At 40.4% G+C, this 24,275-nt stretch carries 21 protein-coding genes and 3 riboswitches; of the genes, 10 read left to right on the forward strand and 11 right to left on the reverse strand.

The window, feature by feature from the left end; translation table 11 throughout:
• Positions 1–127: 127 nt before the first annotated feature.
• The 6 genes from serA to pheS form a co-directional block, all read right to left on the reverse strand.
• Positions 128–1,717, reverse strand: coding sequence for a phosphoglycerate dehydrogenase (serA, locus tag PGH07_RS08115; RefSeq protein ID WP_289413897.1), 1,590 nt, complete (start codon positions 1,715–1,717; stop codon positions 128–130).
• Between the two features lie 130 nt (positions 1,718–1,847).
• Positions 1,848–3,500: a 30S ribosomal protein S1 gene (locus PGH07_RS08120; protein WP_289413898.1), complete on the reverse strand. Its 1,653-nt coding sequence runs from the start codon at positions 3,498–3,500 to the stop codon at positions 1,848–1,850.
• A gap of 177 nt (positions 3,501–3,677) precedes the next feature.
• The gene (gene aroA, locus PGH07_RS08125) at positions 3,678–4,958 is read right to left on the reverse strand and encodes a 3-phosphoshikimate 1-carboxyvinyltransferase (protein ID WP_289413899.1); all 1,281 of its coding nucleotides are present in this window, start codon (positions 4,956–4,958) and stop codon (positions 3,678–3,680) included.
• An 8-nt stretch (positions 4,959–4,966) separates the two neighbouring features.
• The gene (locus tag PGH07_RS08130) at positions 4,967–5,803 is read right to left on the reverse strand and encodes a 4-hydroxy-3-methylbut-2-enyl diphosphate reductase (protein ID WP_289413900.1); all 837 of its coding nucleotides are present in this window, start codon (positions 5,801–5,803) and stop codon (positions 4,967–4,969) included.
• Between the two features lie 6 nt (positions 5,804–5,809).
• Positions 5,810–8,149, reverse strand: coding sequence for a phenylalanine--tRNA ligase subunit beta (pheT, locus tag PGH07_RS08135; RefSeq protein ID WP_289413901.1), 2,340 nt, complete (start codon positions 8,147–8,149; stop codon positions 5,810–5,812).
• On the reverse strand, positions 8,146–9,138 hold the full coding sequence (pheS, locus tag PGH07_RS08140; protein WP_289413902.1) for a phenylalanine--tRNA ligase subunit alpha: 993 nt from the start codon (positions 9,136–9,138) through the stop codon (positions 8,146–8,148). The genes pheT and pheS overlap by 4 nt, the downstream gene beginning before the upstream one ends.
• 127 nt (positions 9,139–9,265) lie before the next feature.
• Here pheS and PGH07_RS08145 point away from each other — a divergent pair, with 127 nt between their 5' ends.
• From PGH07_RS08145 to PGH07_RS08185, 9 genes are all read left to right on the forward strand, one after another.
• Positions 9,266–9,619, forward strand: a complete 354-nt coding sequence (locus PGH07_RS08145) for a histidine triad nucleotide-binding protein (RefSeq protein ID WP_289413903.1) — start codon at positions 9,266–9,268, stop codon at positions 9,617–9,619.
• Between the two features lie 164 nt (positions 9,620–9,783).
• Positions 9,784–9,874, forward strand: a riboswitch (TPP riboswitch).
• 58 nt (positions 9,875–9,932) lie between these two features.
• The gene (locus PGH07_RS08150) at positions 9,933–11,975 is read left to right on the forward strand and encodes a TonB-dependent receptor (RefSeq protein ID WP_289413904.1); all 2,043 of its coding nucleotides are present in this window, start codon (positions 9,933–9,935) and stop codon (positions 11,973–11,975) included.
• Between the two features lie 9 nt (positions 11,976–11,984).
• Positions 11,985–12,242 (forward strand): hypothetical protein, encoded by a 258-nt coding sequence (locus PGH07_RS08155; RefSeq protein WP_289413905.1) that lies wholly within the window; start codon positions 11,985–11,987, stop codon positions 12,240–12,242.
• Between the two features lies 1 nt (position 12,243).
• Complete coding sequence (pnuC, locus tag PGH07_RS08160) at positions 12,244–12,849, forward strand: nicotinamide riboside transporter PnuC (protein WP_289413906.1); 606 nt, start codon at positions 12,244–12,246, stop codon at positions 12,847–12,849.
• A complete protein-coding gene (locus tag PGH07_RS08165) occupies positions 12,850–13,572 on the forward strand; it encodes a choline/ethanolamine kinase family protein (protein WP_289413907.1) in 723 nt (240 codons plus the stop codon).
• Between the two features lie 377 nt (positions 13,573–13,949).
• Positions 13,950–14,099: riboswitch (TPP riboswitch) on the forward strand.
• A gap of 119 nt (positions 14,100–14,218) precedes the next feature.
• Complete coding sequence (gene thiC / locus PGH07_RS08170; protein ID WP_289413908.1) at positions 14,219–16,105, forward strand: phosphomethylpyrimidine synthase ThiC; 1,887 nt, start codon at positions 14,219–14,221, stop codon at positions 16,103–16,105.
• Positions 16,106–16,249: 144 nt separating this feature from the next.
• Positions 16,250–17,293: an FAD-dependent oxidoreductase gene (locus PGH07_RS08175; RefSeq protein WP_289413909.1), complete on the forward strand. Its 1,044-nt coding sequence runs from the start codon at positions 16,250–16,252 to the stop codon at positions 17,291–17,293.
• A complete protein-coding gene (gene thiS, locus PGH07_RS08180) occupies positions 17,290–17,490 on the forward strand; it encodes a sulfur carrier protein ThiS (protein ID WP_289413910.1) in 201 nt (66 codons plus the stop codon). The genes PGH07_RS08175 and thiS overlap by 4 nt, the downstream gene beginning before the upstream one ends.
• Position 17,491: 1 nt before the next feature.
• Positions 17,492–18,304: a thiazole synthase gene (locus PGH07_RS08185; RefSeq protein ID WP_289413911.1), complete on the forward strand. Its 813-nt coding sequence runs from the start codon at positions 17,492–17,494 to the stop codon at positions 18,302–18,304.
• A 177-nt stretch (positions 18,305–18,481) separates the two neighbouring features.
• On the opposite strand, the gene PGH07_RS08190 is transcribed toward PGH07_RS08185, so the two are convergent.
• Positions 18,482–18,946, reverse strand: a complete 465-nt coding sequence (locus PGH07_RS08190; RefSeq protein WP_289413912.1) for an OsmC family protein — start codon at positions 18,944–18,946, stop codon at positions 18,482–18,484.
• 18 nt (positions 18,947–18,964) lie between these two features.
• On the reverse strand, positions 18,965–20,323 hold the full coding sequence (locus tag PGH07_RS08195) for a magnesium transporter (RefSeq protein ID WP_289413914.1): 1,359 nt from the start codon (positions 20,321–20,323) through the stop codon (positions 18,965–18,967).
• A 520-nt stretch (positions 20,324–20,843) separates the two neighbouring features.
• Here PGH07_RS08195 and PGH07_RS08200 point away from each other — a divergent pair.
• Positions 20,844–21,050 (forward strand): DUF1450 domain-containing protein, encoded by a 207-nt coding sequence (locus tag PGH07_RS08200; RefSeq protein WP_289413915.1) that lies wholly within the window; start codon positions 20,844–20,846, stop codon positions 21,048–21,050.
• Positions 21,051–21,143: 93 nt separating this feature from the next.
• On the opposite strand, the gene PGH07_RS08205 is transcribed toward PGH07_RS08200, so the two are convergent.
• The 3 genes from PGH07_RS08205 to argH all read right to left on the reverse strand — a co-directional run bounded on the left by PGH07_RS08205 (position 21,144) and on the right by argH (position 24,160).
• Positions 21,144–21,656: a L,D-transpeptidase family protein gene (locus PGH07_RS08205; RefSeq protein WP_289413916.1), complete on the reverse strand. Its 513-nt coding sequence runs from the start codon at positions 21,654–21,656 to the stop codon at positions 21,144–21,146.
• 100 nt (positions 21,657–21,756) lie between these two features.
• A riboswitch (cyclic di-GMP riboswitch) is annotated at positions 21,757–21,837 on the reverse strand.
• Positions 21,838–22,172: 335 nt separating this feature from the next.
• Positions 22,173–22,724 carry a hypothetical protein gene (locus PGH07_RS08210; RefSeq protein WP_289413917.1) on the reverse strand — a complete coding sequence of 184 codons (552 nt, stop codon included), beginning with the start codon at positions 22,722–22,724 and terminating at the stop codon, positions 22,173–22,175.
• A 47-nt stretch (positions 22,725–22,771) separates the two neighbouring features.
• Positions 22,772–24,160 carry an argininosuccinate lyase gene (gene argH / locus PGH07_RS08215; RefSeq protein WP_289413919.1) on the reverse strand — a complete coding sequence of 463 codons (1,389 nt, stop codon included), beginning with the start codon at positions 24,158–24,160 and terminating at the stop codon, positions 22,772–22,774.
• Positions 24,161–24,275: the final 115 nt, after the last annotated feature.

Consider the following 24,275-nt stretch of genomic DNA (forward strand, 5'->3'; position numbering starts at 1 on the left):
TAACCTAACAAATAGATAGAATGCCAAGAATGGATTTATAATAAGGTGAGATTATATCATACATTACTTATAGTAATGCTAATGAGGGGGTTTTGTAAAACTATACAGCCAAAAGGCTGTATATGTATTAAAGTGATGCGTGACTAACGCTGATACAAGCTTTAAGCGATGAAAGTTCATCAAGGATAGCTTTAGTAACTTGACCATCAACTTTAACAACCGCAAGTGCTTGTTGCTTCTTATCACGTCCAAGTCTAAAGTCTGATATGTTAAGGTTATGGCTAGCCATGATTCTTCCCACATCACCGATCACACCAGGAGTATCTGTATTTCTAAAGAATACCATAGTACCTTTTGGTTCTACATCAAGAATATACTCATCGATCTCAACAATACGCTGTGCTGTACCGTCAAAGACCGTACCGCCGATTGTGATCGTACTGTTTTGTGTAGTCAATTTTACTTCAATCTTGTTAGTAAATCCACTTGTATTTGGTTTCGTATCTTTAATAATTTCGATACCACGCTCTTTTGCAACGAATTCTGCATTTACATAGTTTACTTGATCAGAAAGAGATTCTGTCAATACACCTACAGTAGCAAATGTGCCAAGTGATTCCACATATTCTGCGATTTCACCTTTAGCAGTTACTTTAATCGATTTGATCGCAGATTTTGTCACTTGTGCAGAGATATGTCCGATTTTTTGGATAAGTTCAAGATACGGTCGTACATACTCAGGAAGTTCATTCTCTTTAATTGGCAAATTCAGTGCATTTGGATAAGCAATACCTTTAACAGCGGCAATAGCATTTTCAGCTGCCTGAACTGCGATATTTCTCTGTGACTCTTTTGTATTGGCACCAAGGTGAGGTGTTACCGTTACATTGTCTAGATCAAGAAGCGGGTGGTCTGTTGCAGGTTCTTTATTGAACACATCGATTCCTGCCATTGCGATCTTACCTGACTTCAATCCCTCAACAAGAGCATCTTCATCATAGAGACCACCTCTAGCACAGTTAATAAGGATCACGCCGTCTTTCATTTTGGCAATCTCTTCAGCACCAATCATACCGATCGTCTCTTCAGTTTTTGGAGTATGGATAGTAATGATATCACATGCCAAAATATCATCAAAATTTTTCGTATATTTAACATCTACATCTGTTGCTTTTGAAGAATCAATGTATGGGTCATATGTAATAACTTCCATTTCAAAAGCTTTTGCTCTTTTACCTACACGAGAACCGATGTTACCAAAACCGATGATACCAAGCTTTTTGTCTTTTAGCTCTGTACCATACCAGTCTTGTCTTCTCCAGATACGGTCCAGCTTAAGGTTATTGTGGGCATAAGGGAAAGTTCTAACACATGAAAGCATATGTGTCATCGTAAGCTCAACTGCTGCAATCGTATTGGCAGTTGGTACGTTCATAACAACAATACCTTGTTTGCTACATCCAGGAATATCGACATTATCGACACCTACACCTGCACGTACTACAGCAGTCACTTTCTTTGCATTTGCCAAAAAGGCATCATCAACATCAGTAGATGAACGAGTGATTGCAACATCGGCTAGAGGAATGATCTCTGTAATCAGTTTATCTTTTGGTTCATCAGCAGCGTTGATCAGCTCAATATCATTATCATTTGCAAGAATATCTAAACCACTTTGATGAATGTGGTCACAAACAACAATAGTCTTCTTTGACATGTAATAACCTTTGTTTCAATTTATTAAGAACACATAATTTAGTATGATTAGAAAAATGAGGTAAAAGTTACCTCATTTTTTTTAATCGAAGTATAGGGTTTGAAGCTTTAATTTATCTAAAAAAAAGTGATTATTTTTTAAATGCATCACCAAATGCATCACCTAAAGTCATGCTGTCATCTTGCTCAAGATTAAGTTTTTCCATAGCTTCTCTCTCTTCTTGACGCTCAAGTCTTCTAACAGAGACTCTGATACGATCATTGTTTGCATCAATGAAGCTGATAACACCCTTGATCTCTTGACCTTTTTCAATTTCTTCAAATTTAAGCGGATGAAGATCTTCAGTTCTGATCAATGCATCAACATTATCTTCCAAAGAGATAAATACACCGAAATCTTTTTTGTCTTTTACTGTACCAGTTACGATAGAACCGTTTTTATGGTTAGCAGCAAATGCTCTTACAGGTGAATCTTCCAAAGCCTTTTTAGAAAGAGATACTTTCTCTGTATCTCTATCGACCTTAATGATCTTCACTTCGATCTCATCACCAACTTTAAGCTCTGACTTTGCAGTTTTGCTCTTGTCCCAAGATACTTCTTGGTTATGAAGAAGACCTTCTACCGGTCCTACTTTTACAAATGCACCAAAATCAGTAATAGAAGTTACTGTACCTTTAACGCTGTCACCTACTTTGAAGTCAGAAGCAAATGCATCCATTGGTTTTGGAAGAAGGTTTTTAAGGCTTACTCTAAGTCTTCTACCCTCTTTATCAACTTCGATCACCTCTACATTGATCTCTTGTCCATTCTCTAGGTAGTCTTTTGGATGTTTTACATTCTTATCCCAAGAGATTTCAGATACGTGAAGGAATGCTTCAAGATCTTCTCCAAGGTCAACAAATACACCATATGGCTCAATATTTGATACTGTAGCAGTTACTGTATCACCTACACCGATGATAGAGTCAATGTCAGCCCATGGATCTGGATTTGCATCTTTAATAGAAAGTGAAAGATGTCTCTTCTTCTTATCATAATCAAGTGCAACTACGTTAACTTCGTCACCTTCTTTGAAGTATTTAGCAGGATTTACAGGACCTTTGTGAGAGATCTGTGAATAGTGAACAAGACCGTCCATTCCACCAACATCTACAAACATACCGTATGAAGTGATCTTTTTAACTGTACCAACTACTGGCTCTTTGCTCTCTAGAAGTGTATTAACGATCTCATCAGTTTTCGCTTTATCTCTTTCGATAAGCTCTTTTCTTGATACAACTACAGAACCTTTATCTTTGTCAACTTTTACGATCATTGCTTTGATCTTTTTGCCAAGTGGATCTGCTTTTGATGAAAGGTAAGAAAGAGTACGAGGCATGAAGAACTCAAGACCGTCTACTTCAATTACATACCCACCTTTATTTTTCTTAGTTACTGTACCTTCGATGATATACTCTTGCTCAGGATCATACTCAGCAATGAACTCATTGATCGCTGCTCTGCTTTGAGCTGCTTTATAAGATACTTTACCTCTTCCAAGTGTAACTACTTCGATCTCATCATTTACGTTGAAAGTAATGTTTCCATCTTTATCTTTGATCTCATCTAGGCTAAGACTTGCATCTCTACCGCCACCGATATCTACAACTGCCAAATTGTCTTTCTCGTCAACCTTAACGATCGTACCTTTTACTAAATCACTTTTTGATTCTGCTTTTTTGAAAGATTCCTCTAGCATCGCTTCAAAATCTACGTCTTCTACTTCGATATCTTCGAACTTCATACCTACTATCCTTATGTGTACACAAATTTTGCGTTATTATACCTATTTTTTTAAAAATAACGCTTACTAACTAATGGCTTTTCACACTCGAAAACATCGGAAATATCTGCGTTTAAACTCTTGTCAGGAAGTATATTTTAAGGAAAGTATGCTAGTTTTTATCAATTAGCCTGGTACTTAGGAGGAGATACTCTCAAGTACATCAAAATAAGTAGGAAAAGTTTTGGCCGTACACTCAGGTTCATTGATCGTCACAGATACCGGATCAAGTGCCAAAAGAGAAAAACACATTGCCATTCTGTGATCATCATAAGTATCGATCGCAGCATGTTTAAGCTGTACAGGAGGAGTGACCTTCAGGTAGTCTTCTCCCTCTTCTACTTCAGCCCCTACTTTACGAAGCTCGGTTGCCATCGCTGTTAGTCTGTCGGTCTCTTTAACCCGCCAGTTATAGATATTGCGCAGAGTAGTCGTACCTTTTGCAAAGAGTGCCGTTGTAGCGATTGTCATCGCTGCATCAGGAATATGGTTAAAATCCATATCAATGCCATGAAGCTCTCCCCTGCTTACAGCAATATACGTATCACCCCATTCTACTTTTGCACCCATCTTCTCCAATACATCTGCAAAATATATATCTCCCTGGATACTCTTTTTGCCGATACCGGTCACTTTGACTCTGCCACCTTTGATTGCTGCAGCAGCAAGAAAGTAAGAAGCCGAAGAAGCATCACCTTCTACCATAAAACTCTCTATAGCCTTGTAGCTTTGTCTACCTTTAACATAAAAGGTTTTATAGTCATTATTTTCTACTGTTACACCAAAATCTTTCATAATATCCAGTGTAATATCGATATAAGGTTTGGAGACCAGTTCACCTTTTATCTTGATTGTTGTATCTTTTTCTATCAATGGTGCAGCCATCAACAATGCAGTTAAGAATTGACTGGAGATCGCTCCGTCTATTTCAACCTCTCCGCCAACAAGACCGTCAGCATCGATAAAGAGCGGTGGATAACCCTCATTTTTCTCATAAGTGATTTTCGCTCCTGCCTGGATCAATGCATCTACAAGGTGACCGATAGGGCGTTCTTCCATACGAGGTTCACCTGTGAGATGATATCTTCCTTTTCCAAGACAGAGTGCGGCACAAAGTGGCCTCATTGCCGTCCCGGCATTCCCAAGAAAGAGTTCTTTGGTTTCATTATGTTCAAAAGCTCCCCCATTACCTTCTACAATACATTCGGTCTTATCTGAAGATAGCTGATAATTAATCCCTAAAATTTTTAAGGCATTGAGCATATGCCTTGTATCATCACTCTCTAAAAGGTTAGTGATTTTTGAAGTTCCTTTTGCCAATGCTGCAAGCAAAAGTGCCCTGTTTGAAAGGCTCTTTGATCCGGGAAGATTCACTTCACCTTCAATTTTTGAGATAGGTTTTAACGTAATTGAGTTCATCAATATCCCTATTTTTTCATACTTTCAATTTTATTGATCACGTTCTGCACGACCCAATCAGGAGTTGAAGCACCCGCTGAGATGCCGCAAAGTTTTTTACCCTCAAACCATGAAGGGTCAAGCTCTTCCTCATTTTCGATCAAATAGCTATCCTCACAGTCACGTTTACATATACTGTGCAGCTGCTTGGTATTTGAAGAGTGTTTACCCCCGATTACGATCATCACATCTGCACGTTTCGCAAGCTCTGCAGCAGCATCCTGATTTTCAAATGTCGCATTACAGATCGTGTTAAATACACGTACTTCTTTACGTGTTAAAATCAATGCATTGACAATCTTTAAAAAGTCTTCGGGTTTTCTGGTTGTTTGTGAAACTAAGGCTACTTTACTGCTAAGCGGCAAATCTTCCAGTTCATCTGATTCAAGGACGATAAATGCATCTTTCGGATTGACTGCATAACTTACTACTCCTTTGATCTCAGGGTGATTTTTGTCACCAAAGATCACAATAGAGTACCCCTCTTCACTCATCTTCTCAACAATCTGCTGAGGCGTAGTAACATAGGGACAGGTCGCGTCGATCACTTTGTTGTTCTGTTTATTTAAGACTGCAAGCTCATGCTTAGGTATTCCGTGTGTACGGATAACCACTGAATCATCAGCATCAATATCATTTAGCGATTCGGCCAAACCGATGTTGAATCCTTCTTTGAGTCGATTGATCTCATCTTTATTGTGTATCAGAGGACCATAGGTTTTGCTTCCTTTATGCTCTTCTGCAATTCGTATCGCACGCTTTACGCCAAAACAAAAACCGTAAGAGGAAGCCAACTCAATTTTCATCTTAACCTACCTGATCTGTGCATTACACGCTTCTTCAAGAGCGCCCATAATACTATTCATTACCGACTCAATATCGCTGTCTTTAAGTGTATCTTCCATAGACTGGATAAAGAAACGAATAGTCAAACTTTTCTTCTCTCCAAGCTTTTCATCCTCATAAATATCTACAGGATAAGCGTCTTTCAACATAGGCAGATCAAGAGCCTTGATCACCTTTGCCACCTCATAGTATGAGATTGCTTTGTCTATCACAACTGAAAGGTCTTTATAGACCCCCTGGAATCTAGAAATACCTTCTGCATTAATATGCTTTGGCAGTAATGGATCAAAATCCAGTTCAGCAATGAATGTTACAGGAATATCATAGCTTTCCTGTACTGTAGGATGAAGCTTTGAAAGATACCCGCATACTTTGCCGTCAATTACGATATCTGCTGATTGATATGGATGGATCAATCCGTTTTTACTACTGCACGGTACCAGTTCAAACTCACCAATAATCGCACTGATCTTATCAACAAATGTAGCAAAGTCTATTGTTTTCGGTTTACCGGCATTCTGTACACTTTCACTCTCAGAGTGTCCTGAAAAAACAAAAGAGAGTACTTCTTTTTGTTGACGCTGTTGATCAAATACCGCACCGATCTCAAACAGAGGAATAGACTTTTTAGAGTAACTTACATTTCTCTTCACAGCCTGTAACAGGTTTGTTAATATCGTCGTTCTAAGAGTATTAAGCTCTTCTGCAATCGGATTTGAAAGTTCCAACTTCTCATCTACTGTTGCAAAGCCGTATTTTTCAAGTACTGATTTTTGTGTAAACACATAGCTCACATTTTCATAGAATCCACACCCCACAGCACGGTTTTTAAATGTTTTTTTCACTTTGTATCTATCAGAGGTAGCATTAAGACGGTTTGCTTCTGTAAATGCCAAAGGTTTTGCTTCGATATTATTGATTCCGATGATTCTAACGATCTCTTCAGCAACATCCTGAACATTTTTAATGTCATGTCTGAAGAGTGGGATAGTTGCAGAGATTACTGTCTCATCTACCGAGTTGATACCAAATTCCAAACGCTGAAGAATTGTCACGATCTTACTCTTTTCTATCTCCATACCGATAATCGATGAGATCTCTTTAGCATCTATAGCGATCGCATCTTTTTCCCTGTTTACATCTACACGCAGTGCACCTTCATAACAGGAGAACTCAAAATAGATATCAAGCAGCATAGAAAGATAGCTGAGTCCAAAAATGAGATCAGGACTACTACCTCTTGAGGCGTTGTAGTAGATATCATCTGTTTCATAAGATTTTTCTGCACCCCAGATTGCTTCTACCATTACATCAGGATTAATATAGCTTGCTTCAATAAGTATCTGTTCACTCTTATCTGTAGCTTTTGATGCTTCATCTTGGTTCACACCGACTGTTGAAAGTACCTTACCGTTACCTACAACTTCGACGATCCCTTTTTGTGTTGAACGTGCAATCACTGTTACTTTATCTTCTTCGGTACGGAAACAACTGCTTTCATAAGCTCTAAGTGAGATACCCGTTGTATGCATTGCATACTTTAACATGGCATCAAGTTTCCCTTCTGTACTCTCCTCTGCCATTGCAAGTCTAAGCTCCACAATAAACCCGGTATGGAATTTTTCAATGTTTGCCAGTTTATAATAAAGATCAGCATCCATCTCACCCTCTTGATGGATCTCAGCTTCTCTTGCAATACCAAGTTTTATCTTCTCTTCTTGCTTGTAATCAAAAACCTTCAACTCTTTATCCAGAGCGACACTTAGGTCTCTTGCTACACCATAGATACTTAAACAGTCACCTCTGTTTGCAGTAAGCTCAAGCTCAATGATCGTATCAGCCACAGTAGGATAGGAACCAAACTCTTTACCGACTTCAAGTTCTCCGATACTCTCATCAAGGATCATGATCCCATCACCCATTTTTGGAAGGCCAAGCTCAGTAGAAGAACATACCATTCCTTCACTCTCTACACCACGCAATTTTGCATGTTTTATCTCAAAGTTACCAGGCAATACCGCACCAATCGTTGCTACTGCTACATACTCCGCATCCACAACATTGGCAGCACCACATACGATCTGTCTTGTTCCCGATCCTACTTCGATCTTACATACATTCAGTTTATCTGCATCAGGATGTTTTTCACAAGAAAGTATCTTACCGATAACGACTTTACTTGGTATTGTGATCTCTTTGATACTGTCTACTTCCAGACCTATAGCATTAAAGGTTTTGTAGAGTGTATCATTCGATACATCACTCAGATCTATAAATTCACTTAACCAACTTCTTGTTACTATCATCTAAATTGCTCCAACAAACGAATATCTCCTTCAAACAGGCTTCTAAGATCAGGGATTTTATGCATTAACATCGCAAAACGCTCTACTCCCAAACCAAATGCGTAACCGCTTACATTTTCATATCCAACCGCTTTAAATACATTTGGATCCACAATTCCACATCCAAGTACTTCAAGCCAGCCTGTTTGTGAACAAACACGGCATCCTTCTCCTTCACAGAAGATACATGAGATATCAACCTCGGCTGATGGCTCGGTAAACGGGAAGAAACTTGGTCTGAAACGTACCTCAACATCACCGAACATATAACGAAGGAAATCTGTCAGGATCGCTTTGAGGTTTGCAAAACTGATCTTCCCTTTCTCATCGACAACGAGTCCTTCTACCTGATGGAACATTGGTGTGTGTGTCAGGTCATAATCACGTCTAAATACAGATCCCGGTGCGATCATACGGATCGGCGGTTTTGTCTCCATCATCGTACGGATCTGTACCGGTGAAGTATGCGTACGAAGCAGTGAACCGTCACCAAAATAGAAGGTATCCTGCATGTCACGTGCAGGGTGGTATTTTGGCAGGTTAAGTGCTTCAAAGTTATGGAAGTCATCTTCAACCATCGGACCGCTTTCCACTGCAAAGTTAAGTGCCACAAAGTAATCGATGATCTTATCCATCGTCTCCATTACCGGGTGCAGCGCACCCTTCTGTACTCTATTTCCATACATAGAAACATCGATCGCTTCAGCTTTAAGAAGATTCTCTATCTCCTCAGCCTTCAATGCTTCATAACGAGTATCAAAACTTTCCTGCAGTGCTGCTTTTGTTGTGTTTAAACCTTCAGCAAATGCTTTTTTTTCAGGTCCGGGGATATCCTTCATTCTTGCAAACTCTGCAGCAAGTACACCTTTTTTACCGAAAAGTTCCACACGTACTTTTTCAAGTGCTTCAAGCGACTCAGCCTGAACTATCTTTTCTTCTAATTCTTTCATACAATCCTCTGTAGCTGACTTCTGTGTATATTGTCGTGATTTTATCGAAAAGTTACTAACAGTGGGATTTATTATGCTTTATCTGTGTTATAATTGCCCATGAAAAGCGTTGAAAGGACTTATTAGTATGTGTATATTTTGTAAAATCGTAAATGGAGAGATCCCTAACAATACAGTGCATGAAAGCGAACATTTTTTAGCATTTAATGACCTCTATCCAAAGGCACCCATCCATATCCTTATCATCCCTAAAATCCATGTAGATTGTTTTCAGGATGTAAGCGCTGAGACGATGGCCGGATTGACTCAATTTACACAAGAGGTAGCACGAAAAGTAGGTATCGATGAAACAGGATATAGACTTATTACCAATAACGGGAATGATGGCGGACAGGAAGTATTCCATCTTCACTTCCACCTTCTTGGCGGAGGAAAACTCAAGTGGGATCACTCTCACGAAGATGTACACCGCAGTATCTAAACCTCTTTATCCATCTCCTGACAGATGTCGGGGAAGGATGACCCTTACCTCATAGACCGAGAAACTATTGTTACTTTTCATCTCATAGAAATGTTTTTGATCTTTTTTAAATCGGATAAAATTTATCTTATTTAAGCACCTCTAATGTATACTCTCATTAATATCATTGTATCTAGGGGTGGTAGTTTTACCTGAGAAATACCCTTTGAACCTGATCCGGGTCATACCGGCGTAGGAAAGAACACTTTCATCACTTCAAGATTTCTACTCTTCCCCTAAGATATACCGATAAATCTATATTTAGGATAGTATGATGAATACAAAACTATTACCCCTGTCACTTATTGCTGCGTTGGCACTTCAAAGTGTATATGCAGAAAGCACTACTGAACTTGATCCAATAGTTGTAAGTTCAGACTTCAGAGCAAAAAAGCTTTCTCAGACAAGTAATGCCGTTACTGTAATTACTGAAGATAAGATCTATGATAAATCTTCTCAAGCCTTCATGGAAGTTGTAGGAAGTGCTGCCAATGTGAACTTCTCTGCAGGTGGTTCAAAGTCAAAATACATCCAAATCAGAGGTATGGGTGAAAGAGGTCAGTTTGAAACACCTATCAATCCTACAGTTGGTCTAATGATTGATGGTGTTGACTTTTCCAATGCCACTTTGGGTGCATCTCTTTTTGATGTGAAGCAAATAGAGATATTAAGAGGACCGCAAGGTACGCTTTTTGGAGCAAATTCTTTGGCAGGAATGGTTACAGTAGAAAGTAATGAACCAACTGAAGAGACACAAGGACACCTTGAAGCGACGGTAGGAAACTACAATACACAAGCATTCGGTGCAGCTGTTGGAGGCACGCTTATTGAGAATACACTCTTAGGAAGACTCTCAATCTATAAAAATGACAGTGACGGCTTTATTCACAACAGTTACCTAAATCGTGATGATACCAATGGCATAGACGAACTGACAGCTAAAGCTAAACTACGATGGTTCGTTTCTGATAAACATACCATCGATATGACCTTTATGCATATCAATAATGACAACGGTTACGATGCTTTCAATAGAAACAATACAAGAACAACTGAATCTGATGAACCGGGTCGTGACACACAAAAAACAAATGCTTTTGCTTTGAAATCCGTGTATCAAGTAAACGATCAGTTCCATGTAGAGAGTACGGTAAGTCATAGTAAATCGGATATTGAATATAGCTATGATGAAGACTGGACATACACAGATGAATACTATACTTCGTTTGATCAATACCTTCGTGATAAAAAACAAACAGATGTTGATGTAAGATTGGTCTCTGATGAAGCCGGAAAGATCTTTAATTCAACCACTGCATGGACTTTTGGTGCATATTATAAAAAATATGAAAGTGATCTAGTAAGAAACAACACCTATTTTATAGCACCGTTTTTAAGCAATTACAGTGCTGACAGTAGAGCTATTTACGGACAATTGGATACAGATTTGAGTCCAACGCTTAAACTTGTAACCGGATTACGTCTTGAGCAATGGGAAACAGACTATCAAGATTCTGATGGTACGACATTTAATGATACAGAAAATCTCGTAGGCGGAAAAATTGGTCTAGAGTACCAGATGAATGCATCTCAGCTTTACTATGTAACACTATCACGTGGATATAAACCGGGAGGTTTCAACCCTGTAACTGATGCAAGTGGCCTTCCAAAACAGTATCAAACAGAAGCACTATGGAACATTGACCTAGGTGTGAATGGCAGCTATCTTGATGGGCAACTTAGTAATAGAGTGAACCTATTCTACGGGAAACGTAAGGATCAACAAGTAGGAACTTCGTATGTAACAGAAAGTTATAAATATACGGACTATATCACTAATGCAGAAAAAGGTACATATTACGGACTTGAAACAGAACTTACCTATCGTCCTAATGATGTTATCTCTTTTGATGCAAGTTTAGGACTGCTAAAAGCAAAATTTGATACTTTCTACAACCTGGTTGATGATGTTTCAAAAGATGGAAGAACTCCTGCACAATCACCTAGATATCAGTACAATATCGGGCTGAACTACTTTATGACTGAAAACTGGAAGTTCAATACTAATGTAGAAGGAAGAGGAAGCTATTACTTCTCTAACTCACATGATGAAAAATCTGACGCTTATGCATTGGTGAATGCAAGTATAGAATATACAACCGGAAGCTGGAGTGCAATACTCTGGGGAAGAAACCTTGCAGATGCTGATTATCAAACTAGAGGATATTACTTTGATAACTTCGGTACAGGAGAAGCACTTTATACGCAGCAAGGTGACCCAAGAACCTTTGGTTTGACGGTATCTTACGACTTCTAAGGATCAGCTATGCAGATCTCAGTAGATATCAGTCTCTACCCTCTCAAAGAGATGGGGTATGAGCAACCCATTCTTGACTTCATCGCTGCACTGGAAAAAGAAGAAAATGTAGATATCGTTCGCAATGAACTAAGCACCCAGATACATGGGGATTATGCTATTATTATGCAACTGCTGCAACAAGAGATATATACAGTCTTCGAGGAACTTCCTGATTCGGTATTTGTCATCAAACTTGTTGGAAATAACCGCAAAGGTATCTACTAATATGAACTTTGACCTAGCTCTCCTCTTTGATGCGTTTCTTGCAATGTCGAAGTGGGAAATAGTCGCCGTAATACTGGGAATACTCTATGTCATATTGGCAGCGAAAGAGTCGGCATGGTGCTGGGTATCAGGGTTTTTCAGTACATTGATCTATACCATCCTTTTTTGGGAAGGGCAGCTGCTCTCATCAGCACTGCTCAACTTCTACTACATGGGGATGTCCATCTACGGTTTTATACTCTGGAAACGAGGTACAGGCAAGGGAGATGAAGAACTTCCTATCACTTCATGGCCGCTTTCCAAACACATCATTGGCATTGTGATTGCAATGCTCTTTGGCCTTGTTGTAGGATATCTTCTCACTACCTATACCTCGGCACGCCTTCCTTATCTTGATGCGACAGTCATGGTCTTCTCTATATTTGCGACCTGGATGCTTGCACAAAAGATACTGGCAAACTGGCTTTACTGGATCTTCATAGATACCGCAGCGATCACACTTTACTGGTCGACAGGTTATTATGTCACTATCATTCTTTTCATGGTCTATGTCATGCTTTCTGTCTATGGATATATCAGCTGGCGCAAATCAAAGTCTGGAGTATAGATGGATCTTAAGCTAGAAGGCTACCCGTTTTTCCTAAAAGACCCTATCAAAACCCTCTCATTGCTTCCCAAACAGGGGTATTGCAATATCAACTATCTGGCCATCACTGAAAATACACGCTATCTGCTGAGAAAGCTTCAGCCCAATGCGATCAACCGTGCTTTTGAATACAAGGTGCAACAACAGGCACATCACAGGAAACTGGGAGCAAAGCCGTTTCACTATGATGCGGAAAATTACCTCATCATCTCAGATTTTTTAGACGGAGAGCATAAGAACAAGCTCACACCAAGAGACCTGAGAACCTTGGCCTCAACCTTGCGAAAACTTCACAAGATCAAGCTGAGGACCAAACGTTACCGCCTGAAAAAAGACTTCAAACCCAAACACACTAAAGCCCTTAAAGCCCTGAGGAAACTTGATAATGAACCTAAAGATTTCGTTCTCACTCATCATGATCTAAACCCCAGAAATATCCTCTTTCATCATCAAAGTGTGAAGTTCATCGACTGGGAATATACAGGGATCAATGACCGATACTTTGACCTGGCAACCATCGCTGCAGAATTCAACCTCACTCCCAAAGAGGAGCGTTATTTTTTACGAAGCTATTTCAAAAACAGTGCCAAGATCAGTCTCAAAAAGCTTCACCTTTATAAAGAGCTCTATACTATTCTTTGTTCTCTCTGGTTCAATAATTTAAACAATAACAATAAAAAATAGAATAATGTCATCCCGAACGACCTTGAAAGCGAAGCGATTCGAGAGGGAAGACGCTTTTGGTTTACCCCAAGGGCACTTCCGTTGGGCGCTTTTCTAAAAAGTAACATTCAACACTTGTTGTAATATTAAGTATGAGTCACTACTTTTTTTATAAAAAATAGGCAAAAAATCGCCACTTCACAAGCGTACTGACGATACTACAGCGTGTTTGCTTCGCAAAATATGCACGCTTTCGTATCTGTACACCAAATGCTCAGTGACAAACAATATCTAGATTTTCTTTCCAACATCACTCTCTATGTAACAAAACCAACCATATCAAACTAATCCCCAATTCGTTTTATATTAGATTAAAGTTTACTTTGCTATAGTGCGGTTAAGTCCTTTCGGGGAGTCTAAATGGCATCTATTTGCTAAGAGCACAAACTTTTAGCAAATGGATGCCCCAGTAGGCTGAGATGGCAGTGCCAGACCCGTTGAACTTGAACCGGATCATACCGGCGTAAGGAAGAAGGAAAGCAACGGCACAAAACATCTTGTTTTGAACTGCCATTTTAGAATACTCCATGCATGAATGGTGCATACCTCTAAATCTGCAACTCCGTCTTTTTTACACATAATATATACCAATATATGAGGTAAAAAAATGACAAAACGATTTCAAGACACACTAAAGACATCCAATGATGTTCTGACAAGAGAACCGCTACCAGGTTCGCAGAAGGTATATTTCGCAGGAAAGATACACCCGGAAATCCGCGTTCCTATGCGAAAGATCACACTAAGCAACGAGGATGTACTACATGTTTATGACACATCAGGTCCATATACAGATCCAACTGTTGAGATCGATGTAGAAAAAGGTATTCCGGCTATCCGTAAATCATGGATCGAAGCTAGGGGTGATGTAGAAGCGTACGAAGGACGCATCATGGAGCCTGAGGACAATGGCTACAACACAGAAGAACAATTGGAATTTGTTACAGCAGGTTCAAAAGGTCTGGTTCGTACGCCGCTCAAAGCAAAAGAAGGTCAGAACGTTACACAACTTCACTATGCAAGAGCTGGTATCATCACACCTGAGATGGAATTCGTTGCTATGCGTGAAAACCAAAACCTTGAGATGACACGTAAATACCTCAATGACGAAGAGAGAGAAGCAAGACTCAAAGGGGATAACTTTGGTGCAAATCTTCCTGATGAGATCACTCCTGAGTTCGTTAGACAAGAGGTTGCAGCAGGACGTGCAGTGATCCCTTGTAATATCAACCACCCGGAAGTTGAACCAATGATCATCGGACGTAACTTCCTTGTAAAAGTAAATGCTAACATCGGTAACTCTGCGACCACTTCCAGTATTGCCGAAGAGGTAGAGAAGATGGTTTGGTCGACAAGATGGGGGGCAGACACTGTTATGGACCTCTCTACAGGGAAAAATATCCATACAACTCGTGACTGGATCTTACGTAACTCACCGACACCTATCGGAACAGTACCTATCTATCAAGCACTTGAGAAGGTAAACGGTATCGCCGAAGATCTCACATGGGAAGTCTTCAGAGATACACTTATCGAGCAGGCAGAGCAAGGGGTAGACTACTTTACGATCCATGCGGGCTTACTGCTTCACCATGTACCAATGACTGCTAAACGTGTCACAGGTATCGTAAGCCGTGGTGGTTCGATCATGGCAAAATGGATGATCGCACACCACCAGGAGAACTTCCTCTATACACACTTTAGAGAGATCTGTGAGATCATGAAAGCTTACGATATCACCTTCTCATTGGGTGATGGTCTAAGACCTGGATCGGTTGCCGATGCCAACGATGAAGCACAATTTGCGGAGTTGAAAGTTCTTGGTGAGCTTACCAAGATCGCATGGGAATATGATGTTCAGACATTGATCGAAGGACCGGGACACGTACCAATGCACATGATCAAAGAGAACATGGATAAGCAGCTTGAGTGGTGTCATGAAGCGCCATTCTATACACTTGGGCCACTGACTACAGATATCGCTCCGGGATATGACCACATCACTTCAGGTATCGGTGCAGCGATGATCGGATGGTTCGGATGTGCGATGCTTTGTTATGTAACACCAAAAGAGCACCTTGGCCTTCCAAACCGTGAAGATGTAAAAGAGGGTCTTATCACGTACAAACTTGCAGCACATGCAGCAGACATCGCAAAAGGTCACCCAGGTGCCAGAGCTAGGGATGATGCAATGAGTCATGCAAGATTCGAGTTTAGATGGGTAGACCAGTTCAATATCGGTCTTGACCCTGAACGTGCAAGAGAGTACCACGATGATACGATGCCGATGGAGGCTGCAAAGACTGCACACTTCTGTTCTATGTGTGGACCTAAGTTCTGTTCGATGAAGATCTCTCAAGAGGTAAGAGATTTTGCCGATGCACAAAATATGAGTATCGAAGAAGCAAAACAAAAAGGTATGGATGAAATGTCCATGACCTTCCAGGCAATGGGGAGTGAGGTCTATATAGACCAAGAGAAGAGCAAATCATAAAAGCATGCTCATTCATGATAATAAGATTATCAAATGCGACAAGTCGCATGAGCCTGCTGCTGAAGCAAACACAGCGTTAGCGTAGTGGTTTGAGCTTTGCTTAAACCATTTCATAACTAATAGTAAACAACTAAGGAGTTGTCCATGAAAAAAGTAGCGATTATCGGTGCAGGACTGCTTGGTAGGGTCACTGCACTCAACCTGTTGGAAAATGAAGAATTAGAACTGACGATCTATGAAAAAGCAGGATATGACGGTGAAGGGGCAGCTGCATCTACGGCAGCAGGCATGCTCGCACCGTTTGCCGAGATGGAAACTGCAGAATCAGTGATCTTGGAACATGGGATGAGATCGATCAAACTCTGGCCTACTCTTCTAGAGAAGATAGGTATCCCTGAAGCCTATCAGCAGACAGGAAGTATCATCACTGCACACCCGCAGGACCAAGCTGAACTGGATCGATTTATCTCTACCCTGCATACCAAAGTACCTGCAGCAGAAGGTATCAAGACACTGGACAACCGTGCACTTGTAGAACTTGAGCCTTCACTTAGACACCATACGCAGGCATACCATCTTTATGCAGAAGGACAGGTCAACTCTGCAATGTTCGTAGAAACATCAACACAGTATCTGCTGGATCATCCTAGGGTTACTTGGTATGAAAACCACCCGATAGATGAAGGGCTCAGTGATATAGATACTTTCAATGCGACACACGGTACTGATTTTGACTGGATCTTTGATACACGCGGGCTGGGTGCCAAAGCAGAGATGCCGGACTTACGCGGGGTACGCGGTGAGGTCTTCTGGCTTGATGCTCCTGAAGTAGATATCAGCAGACCGACCAGACTGATGCACCCTCGCTACAAGATCTATATTGTTCCGCGTGCCAATCACCGTTTCGTGATCGGTGCAACGGAGATTGAAAGTGAAGATAAGTCACCAATGTCGGTACGATCTTCCCTAGAGCTGCTCTCGGCAGTCTACAGTATGCATCCAAGCTTTGCTGAAGCACGCATTGTCAAGACCAAAACCGACTGCCGCCCGTCACTGGAGGATAACCTCCCCCGTATCGAGCAGCATAAGGGACTGACCCGTATCAACGGTCTTTACCGCCATGGCTATCTGCTAGCTCCTGCGATCGTAGAAGAGGCACTGAATACAGGTATAAGGAAAAGCGCATGACGATCTCTGTAAACGGTGAAAAAAAAGTTTTTGAAAAAGCACAAATGAGTGTGAGAGAGCTGCTTGACGCCCTGGAGTATAAAGTGGGCTTTGCCGTGGCACTCAATACCACTTTTGTACTCAACACGACGTATGAAACAACAATGATCAAAGATGGGGATGCACTTGACATCCTCGCACCTGTACAAGGAGGCTAAAATGAGCCATACAGATATGATAGATACAAATAGCGACAAATGGATACTTGAAGGCAAAGAGTTCAATTCACGTATGATGATCGGTTCTGCACTCTACCCTTCTCCTAAAGTGATGAAAGAGGCGATCGAAGCGTCAGGTTCACAGATCGTTACTGTTTCTCTACGCCGTCAGTCCGGCGGAGACAAAGGGAACCCATTTTGGGATATCATCAAGTCACTGGGTGTCCAGGTCCTGCCAAATACTGCAGGATGCCACACAGCACAAGAGGCGATCACTACTGCGATGATGGCAAGAGAAGTCTTTGGTACCAACTGGGTCAAGGTAGAAGTGATAGGAAACCAGTACAATCTCCAGCCAGATCCGTTCGAACTGGTTGAAGCAACCAAAGTCCTTATCAAAGAAGGATTTAGAGTACTGCCTTACACCACCGATGATCTGGTTCTTGCTCAAAAGCTGGTCGATGCAGGATGTACGACACTGATGCCGTGGGGTTCACCGATTGGATCAGGAAGAGGTCTGATGAACCCATATAACCTAAAAGCGATCCGTAAACAGTTCCCAGACCTTCAGCTGATCGTAGATGCAGGGATAGGCAAACCATCCCATGCGATCCAGGCGATGGAACTGGGATATGATGGGATATTACTGAATTCAGCTGTTGCCTTGGCTCACGATCCGGTCCAAATGGCAAATGCCTTTAAACACGCTGTAACTGCAGGTAGACTTGGCTATAAAGCTGGTACGATGCAGGAGCGAGACATGGCATCTCCATCTACTCCAACGATAGGCACGCCTTTCTGGCACCAAGCATGATCTAAATGATTGTGTCAAGTGAAAGACATTGAAAGCAGGAAGTTTTGCAGAAGTGCAAAAATTTCCGTCGCGTTTCATGAACTTGACGATTTTTGGCTACTTTTTTTAAAAAAGTGGCTAAAGAAACTTATTCTCTATTAAAATCTTTAAACCACTTATAACTCTTTGAGTTAAAAACTATGAGCAACATGCTCCACCAAAACCATCATCAAGAAGTGTGCCGCCACCAGAAGCGATACTCTCTTTATCTGCGATCTTCTCACCGTTATGGATGATAGTGTAGCTTACCTTTACCGAGTCCCTGATAGAGTTCACTGTCGTACAGTAACTCTCCAATGAAGATAGGATATATCTCTTAGCTTTTTGGGCCTCACATCCGCAATGGTAGTCATAAGTGATATGGATAGAAGCAAATTTCATCGGTGCCACACTGATACGTTCGATATCTGCTTTTACCGTATAGTCACTCACTTCATAACCATCCTTTTCAGCCATCATCACTAGATCGATCCCTGTACAACCGATAATCCCCGTAGCAAAATACTCCACAGGAGTGATCTCTTTACAATCCATGATATACGAAGACTTCGTAGTATTCGCTTTAAATTTCTTATCTCCCAGATACTCTACTGATACATTCATTTTATTCCTTTTTATTTGTTATAACGCAATCATCTTTGCAAACCAAAGAAAACTAAAAAAACCGATGATATCCACTGCAGTGATCACAATAACCGAACTGGCAACGGCGGGGTCAAAGTTCATCTTTTTCAAGGCAATAGGTACAGTCGTTCCCAACAAACCTGCCAAGACAAAACTCACAAACATCGAAAGCCCGATCGCTACAGAAACATGCATATTTCCAAACCAGACATGCGCAGCGATAGAACTCATTACACCAAAGATCACTCCGTTCGCGACAGCAATACGAAGTTCTTTGAGAAATATCGGCCGAAGCAGTGTAAAGTTGATGTTTCCCAATGCCATCTGGCGTATAATGACTGTCATTGTCTGCACAGAAGCCGTGCCAGCCATATTGGCGACAATAGGCAACAAGATCGCAAGTTCAATAATAGCAGAAAGCGTATGTTCAAAGACACCTATGACCAGTGATGCGATAATAGCATTAATGAGGTTAATTGCCAGCCAGATAGAGCGTGTTTGTGTCGACTTGACAAAACTTTCCTGTACCTCTTCATCTTTATGTACTCTACTAAGGTTATATATCTGCCCCGTAGCACGGCGTTGCATTACATCAAGTGCATCATCATGGGTGATACGCCCCAAAAGGTTACCTTTATTATCAAGTACGGCCAGCGTGGTAAGGTCATACTTACTCACACTCTCTATCACCTTATCGATACTCTCATGCGCTAAGACACTATAGGATTCGGGATATCTATCGATGATCTGATCAAAGGTCTGATCCGAACTTTCCAACAACAGATCATCTATCGGGATAGTTTTGATGAACTTTCCTCTCTCATCAGTGATAAATGCTGACTGAACCGTACCTATCCCTTCTTTTTTGAGTCTTGCCAATAACGCTTTACCCTCATCGATACTCTTATAGCTTGGTACCATAAAGAGCTCTGTTTGCATCAGTGCACCGGCTTGATCCTCAGGATAGGTGATAAGATCAGAGATCGTATCCTGTCTCTTTTGACTTAATAGTTCAAAGACCTTTTGGCTCTTTTCCTTCTCTTTCTTTGCAATGGTCAGATAAAAATTGGTCGCATCATCACTGTCAAGTGCTTCAATGATCTCTGAAAGTCTTACTTCATCACTTTCCTCAATATAATCGACCTGAAAAGGAAGGGGAAGCTCCATAAGTATCTCTGCCCTGAGCTCTACGGAAAGAAGGTTGATGTAGGTAAAGAACTTCTCCTCATCATGCTGCTTCAGTATCTCCAGAAAATCTGCATGATCCGCATCACTCATATGGACATCATAGGTACCTTTTTCAAGCTTCTCAAGATAAAGGTCCAAAGATTTTATATCCGTACTCTCGCTTCCCATTATAGTCCTTCATAGTATGGGGATACGATAGCATAAAAGATATAAAATATAAACCTGCCGAGTATTTATTAACTCACTACTTCCTAGGCTTTGTTAAAGCAAATATTTTAATTCAAACCTGTCATGTGAACGACCTTTCTAATTTGTATTATTGTGTTTGTGGTTTTGCACTATTTGTGCAGATGCGAAGGCGTGCAATATTGCGAAGCAACACGCCGAGAGCATCGTCCGCACAATTGTGAAACAACGCTTTTCTTTTGGTACTTTTCTTTACTAAAAAGAAAAGTATGGAAATGCATGTACAAAGATAAGCTCTTTTACATCAACCATTCAATGATAATAAATGTTCTATTCTTTCATTTTTTTAGAAAAAACGAAACAAAAAATCGTCAACCTCTCGAAATGCTACGTCTTATTTTGCACTACTGCAAATAAGACTGCTTACAAGGTCGTTCAGTTGACATGTTTATTTGATATATTTTCCCCACACACTACACACATACAGTGCTATAGTCATACTATGAAGATAAATATTTGCAAAAAATTTCCCAAGATCAATAAGTTTGAAAAAAAGCTTTCCAATGCTTTCCCTGATGCTTCCATCAAAGTCAAATCATGCATCAATATGTGTAAAAAATGTAAGTCTCAGCCTGTGGCTAAAGTGGATGGAGTGAAGGTAAAAGCTAAAAAAGTTGGAAAGATTATTGAGAAGATAGAAGCTCTTTAGCCGTTCAATATCCTCAAAAATCTCATATGAAGTATGCACCCTATGGGCACTTTCCCAACAAAGACGTTGGGAAGGAGAGAAAAAGCAAACTCATTAAGGCTTGATATGAATGGTAGTTCCAACCTGCACAAGCTTTAAAACTTCATCCATATCACTATTATACATTGCTATGCATCCTGCAGTCCAATCAGTACGTTGTTTTAAAAATGATTTAAACCATCCACTTTCATTATTTGGTTGTCCATGGATCATGATCGATCCGCCTGGGCTTTTACCCATTTTTCTGGCATTACAACAATCTCTTGCATTTGGATATGAAACATGCAAGGCTTTATAAAAGGAACTATTTTCTTTTAGATAATCAAGCTTATAGTAGCCCTCCGGCGTTCTTTGGTCACCTTGCACTTTTTTGTGACCTACAGGATTGCCGCCTAAAGCTATCTTATATGTTTTTAATACTTTTCCTCTATGTGAAAGATACATCTTTCTTTCTGATTTTACCACTGTGACCAGATCTGCTTTGATTTCTTGAGATTTGGATAGTGATGCCGTATTTGCAAAAAGAAAAAGCGGGGCCATAATTACCAAGAAGAAATATTTTTTCACAACGATCCTTTGATTGGGTATGTATCATATAAATATCAAAAACTAGGGAGAAAAAAAACAGAACTATCCTTAAATGGATATCGAAAAGATACCTCTTTTAGTGTGCGGTCTGGCGATCTTTAACACATAAAGACCCATGACTTTCTGTCCTTGCTTCACAACAAGTTTAGCTTTTAACATTAATATCTGGATTCATTATACTGAGAAAAATATTAAAAAAATATAAGACAGTGATGAATGTTTCACCACTTATTGGAATTTTCATATGCAATATACATTCTATTCTTTTACTCTCGTTCCCATGTTCGCACGGGAATGCGCCCTGACTGAAAGGAGGAAGTGCCCTTGGGGTGCGTATTTGATATCTTTCTGCCATCTAACGATGAATTTTATAGTATTGGGATATTAACGTAAAGTATGCATTCCCACTCAATAGAGTGGGAACGAGATAAAATGTTAGAAATGAAAAACAGTAGAGTATGGGTTACATATCAGGCGATATGTAACCAGTTAAAGTTATATGTTTATCTCCATTTTAGTTATCTTATTGTTAGGTAAATGTTCAAATACATCAAAATGTTCACCATCAAAATTTGTAGTAACGTTGCAACTATTACAATCAAAACTAAAGTAGGATATCCAAAATTTTTCATTACTCTTGATATTTTTTACAAGATACTCAGGAACTGGTCCACCACCCAAACCTGACAATGGACCACTGTTGTATGCGACATAGTATCCCTCAACTCTAAACTCAGATCCTTTTGAAAAAACTATATCAGTTTTTTGCGCTGTAACATAGTCTTCGTCGACATCTTGCAATATATTCTTTGTAATATAATAGTACCCTTCATTCATAGTACTATTTCCACCTATAACTTTTCTCATAGGTTTTTGTAAAAAAAATATCTTATTTTGACAAGGTATACCATCATATTTTTCTAAATGACTACTTGTTCTAAACTCAATGGATACAAGAAAAAGTATAAATAAAATTACTAATATCATTTCAAACTTTAAAGCATCTTTATATATCTGAAATGAAGTTTTTATTTTTCTTCCATGCACATTATCTCTCTTTTACTGAAGTAATTTAAGGAGTAGAGTCATCATCCTTACTTTTGAGCTTCTAGCCAACCCTTCATACTCTCTATCTGCTCCAGAGTTCTCTCGGTAGCCGTACCACCTTCAGACTTACGTGCATTCATCGAAGCACGGTTATCAAGCAGTGCTACTACATCTTCAGCGATGCGAGTATCTACACTCTGTAGATCTTCCAGGGTAAGCTCAGAGATATCAAGCCCCTTCTCTTCAGCGAAGTTCACGACATTACCTACGATATGGTATGCATCACGGAACGGAAGTCCTGCTTTACGTACAAGATAGTCAGCTAGGTCTGTCGCTGAAAGGTGACCGATCATACATGCTTTATCCATCTTCTCTACATTGACTCTCATCTCAGCGATCATCTCATTCATTACCTGCAAGCTAAGAACTGCAGTTCTTACAGAGTCAAAGACACCTTCTTTATCTTCCTGCATATCTTTATTGTATGCAAGGCTGAGTCCTTTCATCACTGTAAGCAGTGAGATCAGGTTACCGTTTACACGTCCTGTCTTACCTCTTAAAAGTTCTGGGATATCAGGGTTCTTCTTCTGTGGCATGATAGAGCTTCCTGTTGCATGTCTGTCACTTAGTGTCACGAAGCCGAACTCGCTTGTACTCCAGATGATAAGCTCTTCACTAAGACGGCTCATGTGCATCATCATCGTCGAGATATTAAAGAGTATCTCAAGCGCGAAGTCCCTGTCACTTACCGTATCCAAACAGTTAAGTGTCGGTGCATCAAACCCAAGTTTTTCAGCTGTGATCTTACGGTTGATCGGGTGTGGTGTACCTGCAAGTGCTGCACATCCGATAGGAGAGAAATTATTACGCTCATAAGAGCTCATAAAACGCTCATAATCACGTTTAAACATACTAGCATAGGCCATCATATGGTAACCGAAGTTGATAGGCTGAGCATGCTGCAGGTGAGTCATACCAGGAAGCAGTGTCTCTGCATTCTTCTCTGCAACATCGATAAAGGTCTTGATATTCTCCAAAAGAAGCTCACCGATCAAAAGTGTATTTCTCTGTACATACATTCTAAAGTCAAGTGCTACCTGGTCGTTACGGCTTCTAGCTGTATGCAGACGTTTCCCTGCATCACCGATACGCTCAGTGAGGTGACGCTCGATCGCCATGTGGATATCTTCATCATCACCGTCAAGCGTGATCTTTCCTGCATCGATATCCTCTTTGATCTGTGCCAACCCTGCATCGATAGCAGCGACATCCTCTTTTGAGATGATACCCTGCTCTCCTAGCATAAATGCATGTGCACGTGAACCTTCGATATCCTCTGCATAAAGTGCTTTGTCAAAAGGTAGAGAGTTATTAAGTTCAGTAAGAAGCTGGGAACTAGCTGTAGAGATCCTAGCTGATGCCATCTTTTTTGCCATAAAATATCCTAATAAATATAATTGGGGTATTTTAACGTAAAGTTGGTTTGAAGTAAGTGATGGATTCAATGCGGTATAAACGAAGAGCCCGGGGTACAAGGAAAAAGGGGAAGGG

The organism is Sulfurovum zhangzhouensis (assembly GCF_030347965.1).
GTDB lineage: Bacteria > Campylobacterota > Campylobacteria > Campylobacterales > Sulfurovaceae > Sulfurovum > Sulfurovum zhangzhouensis.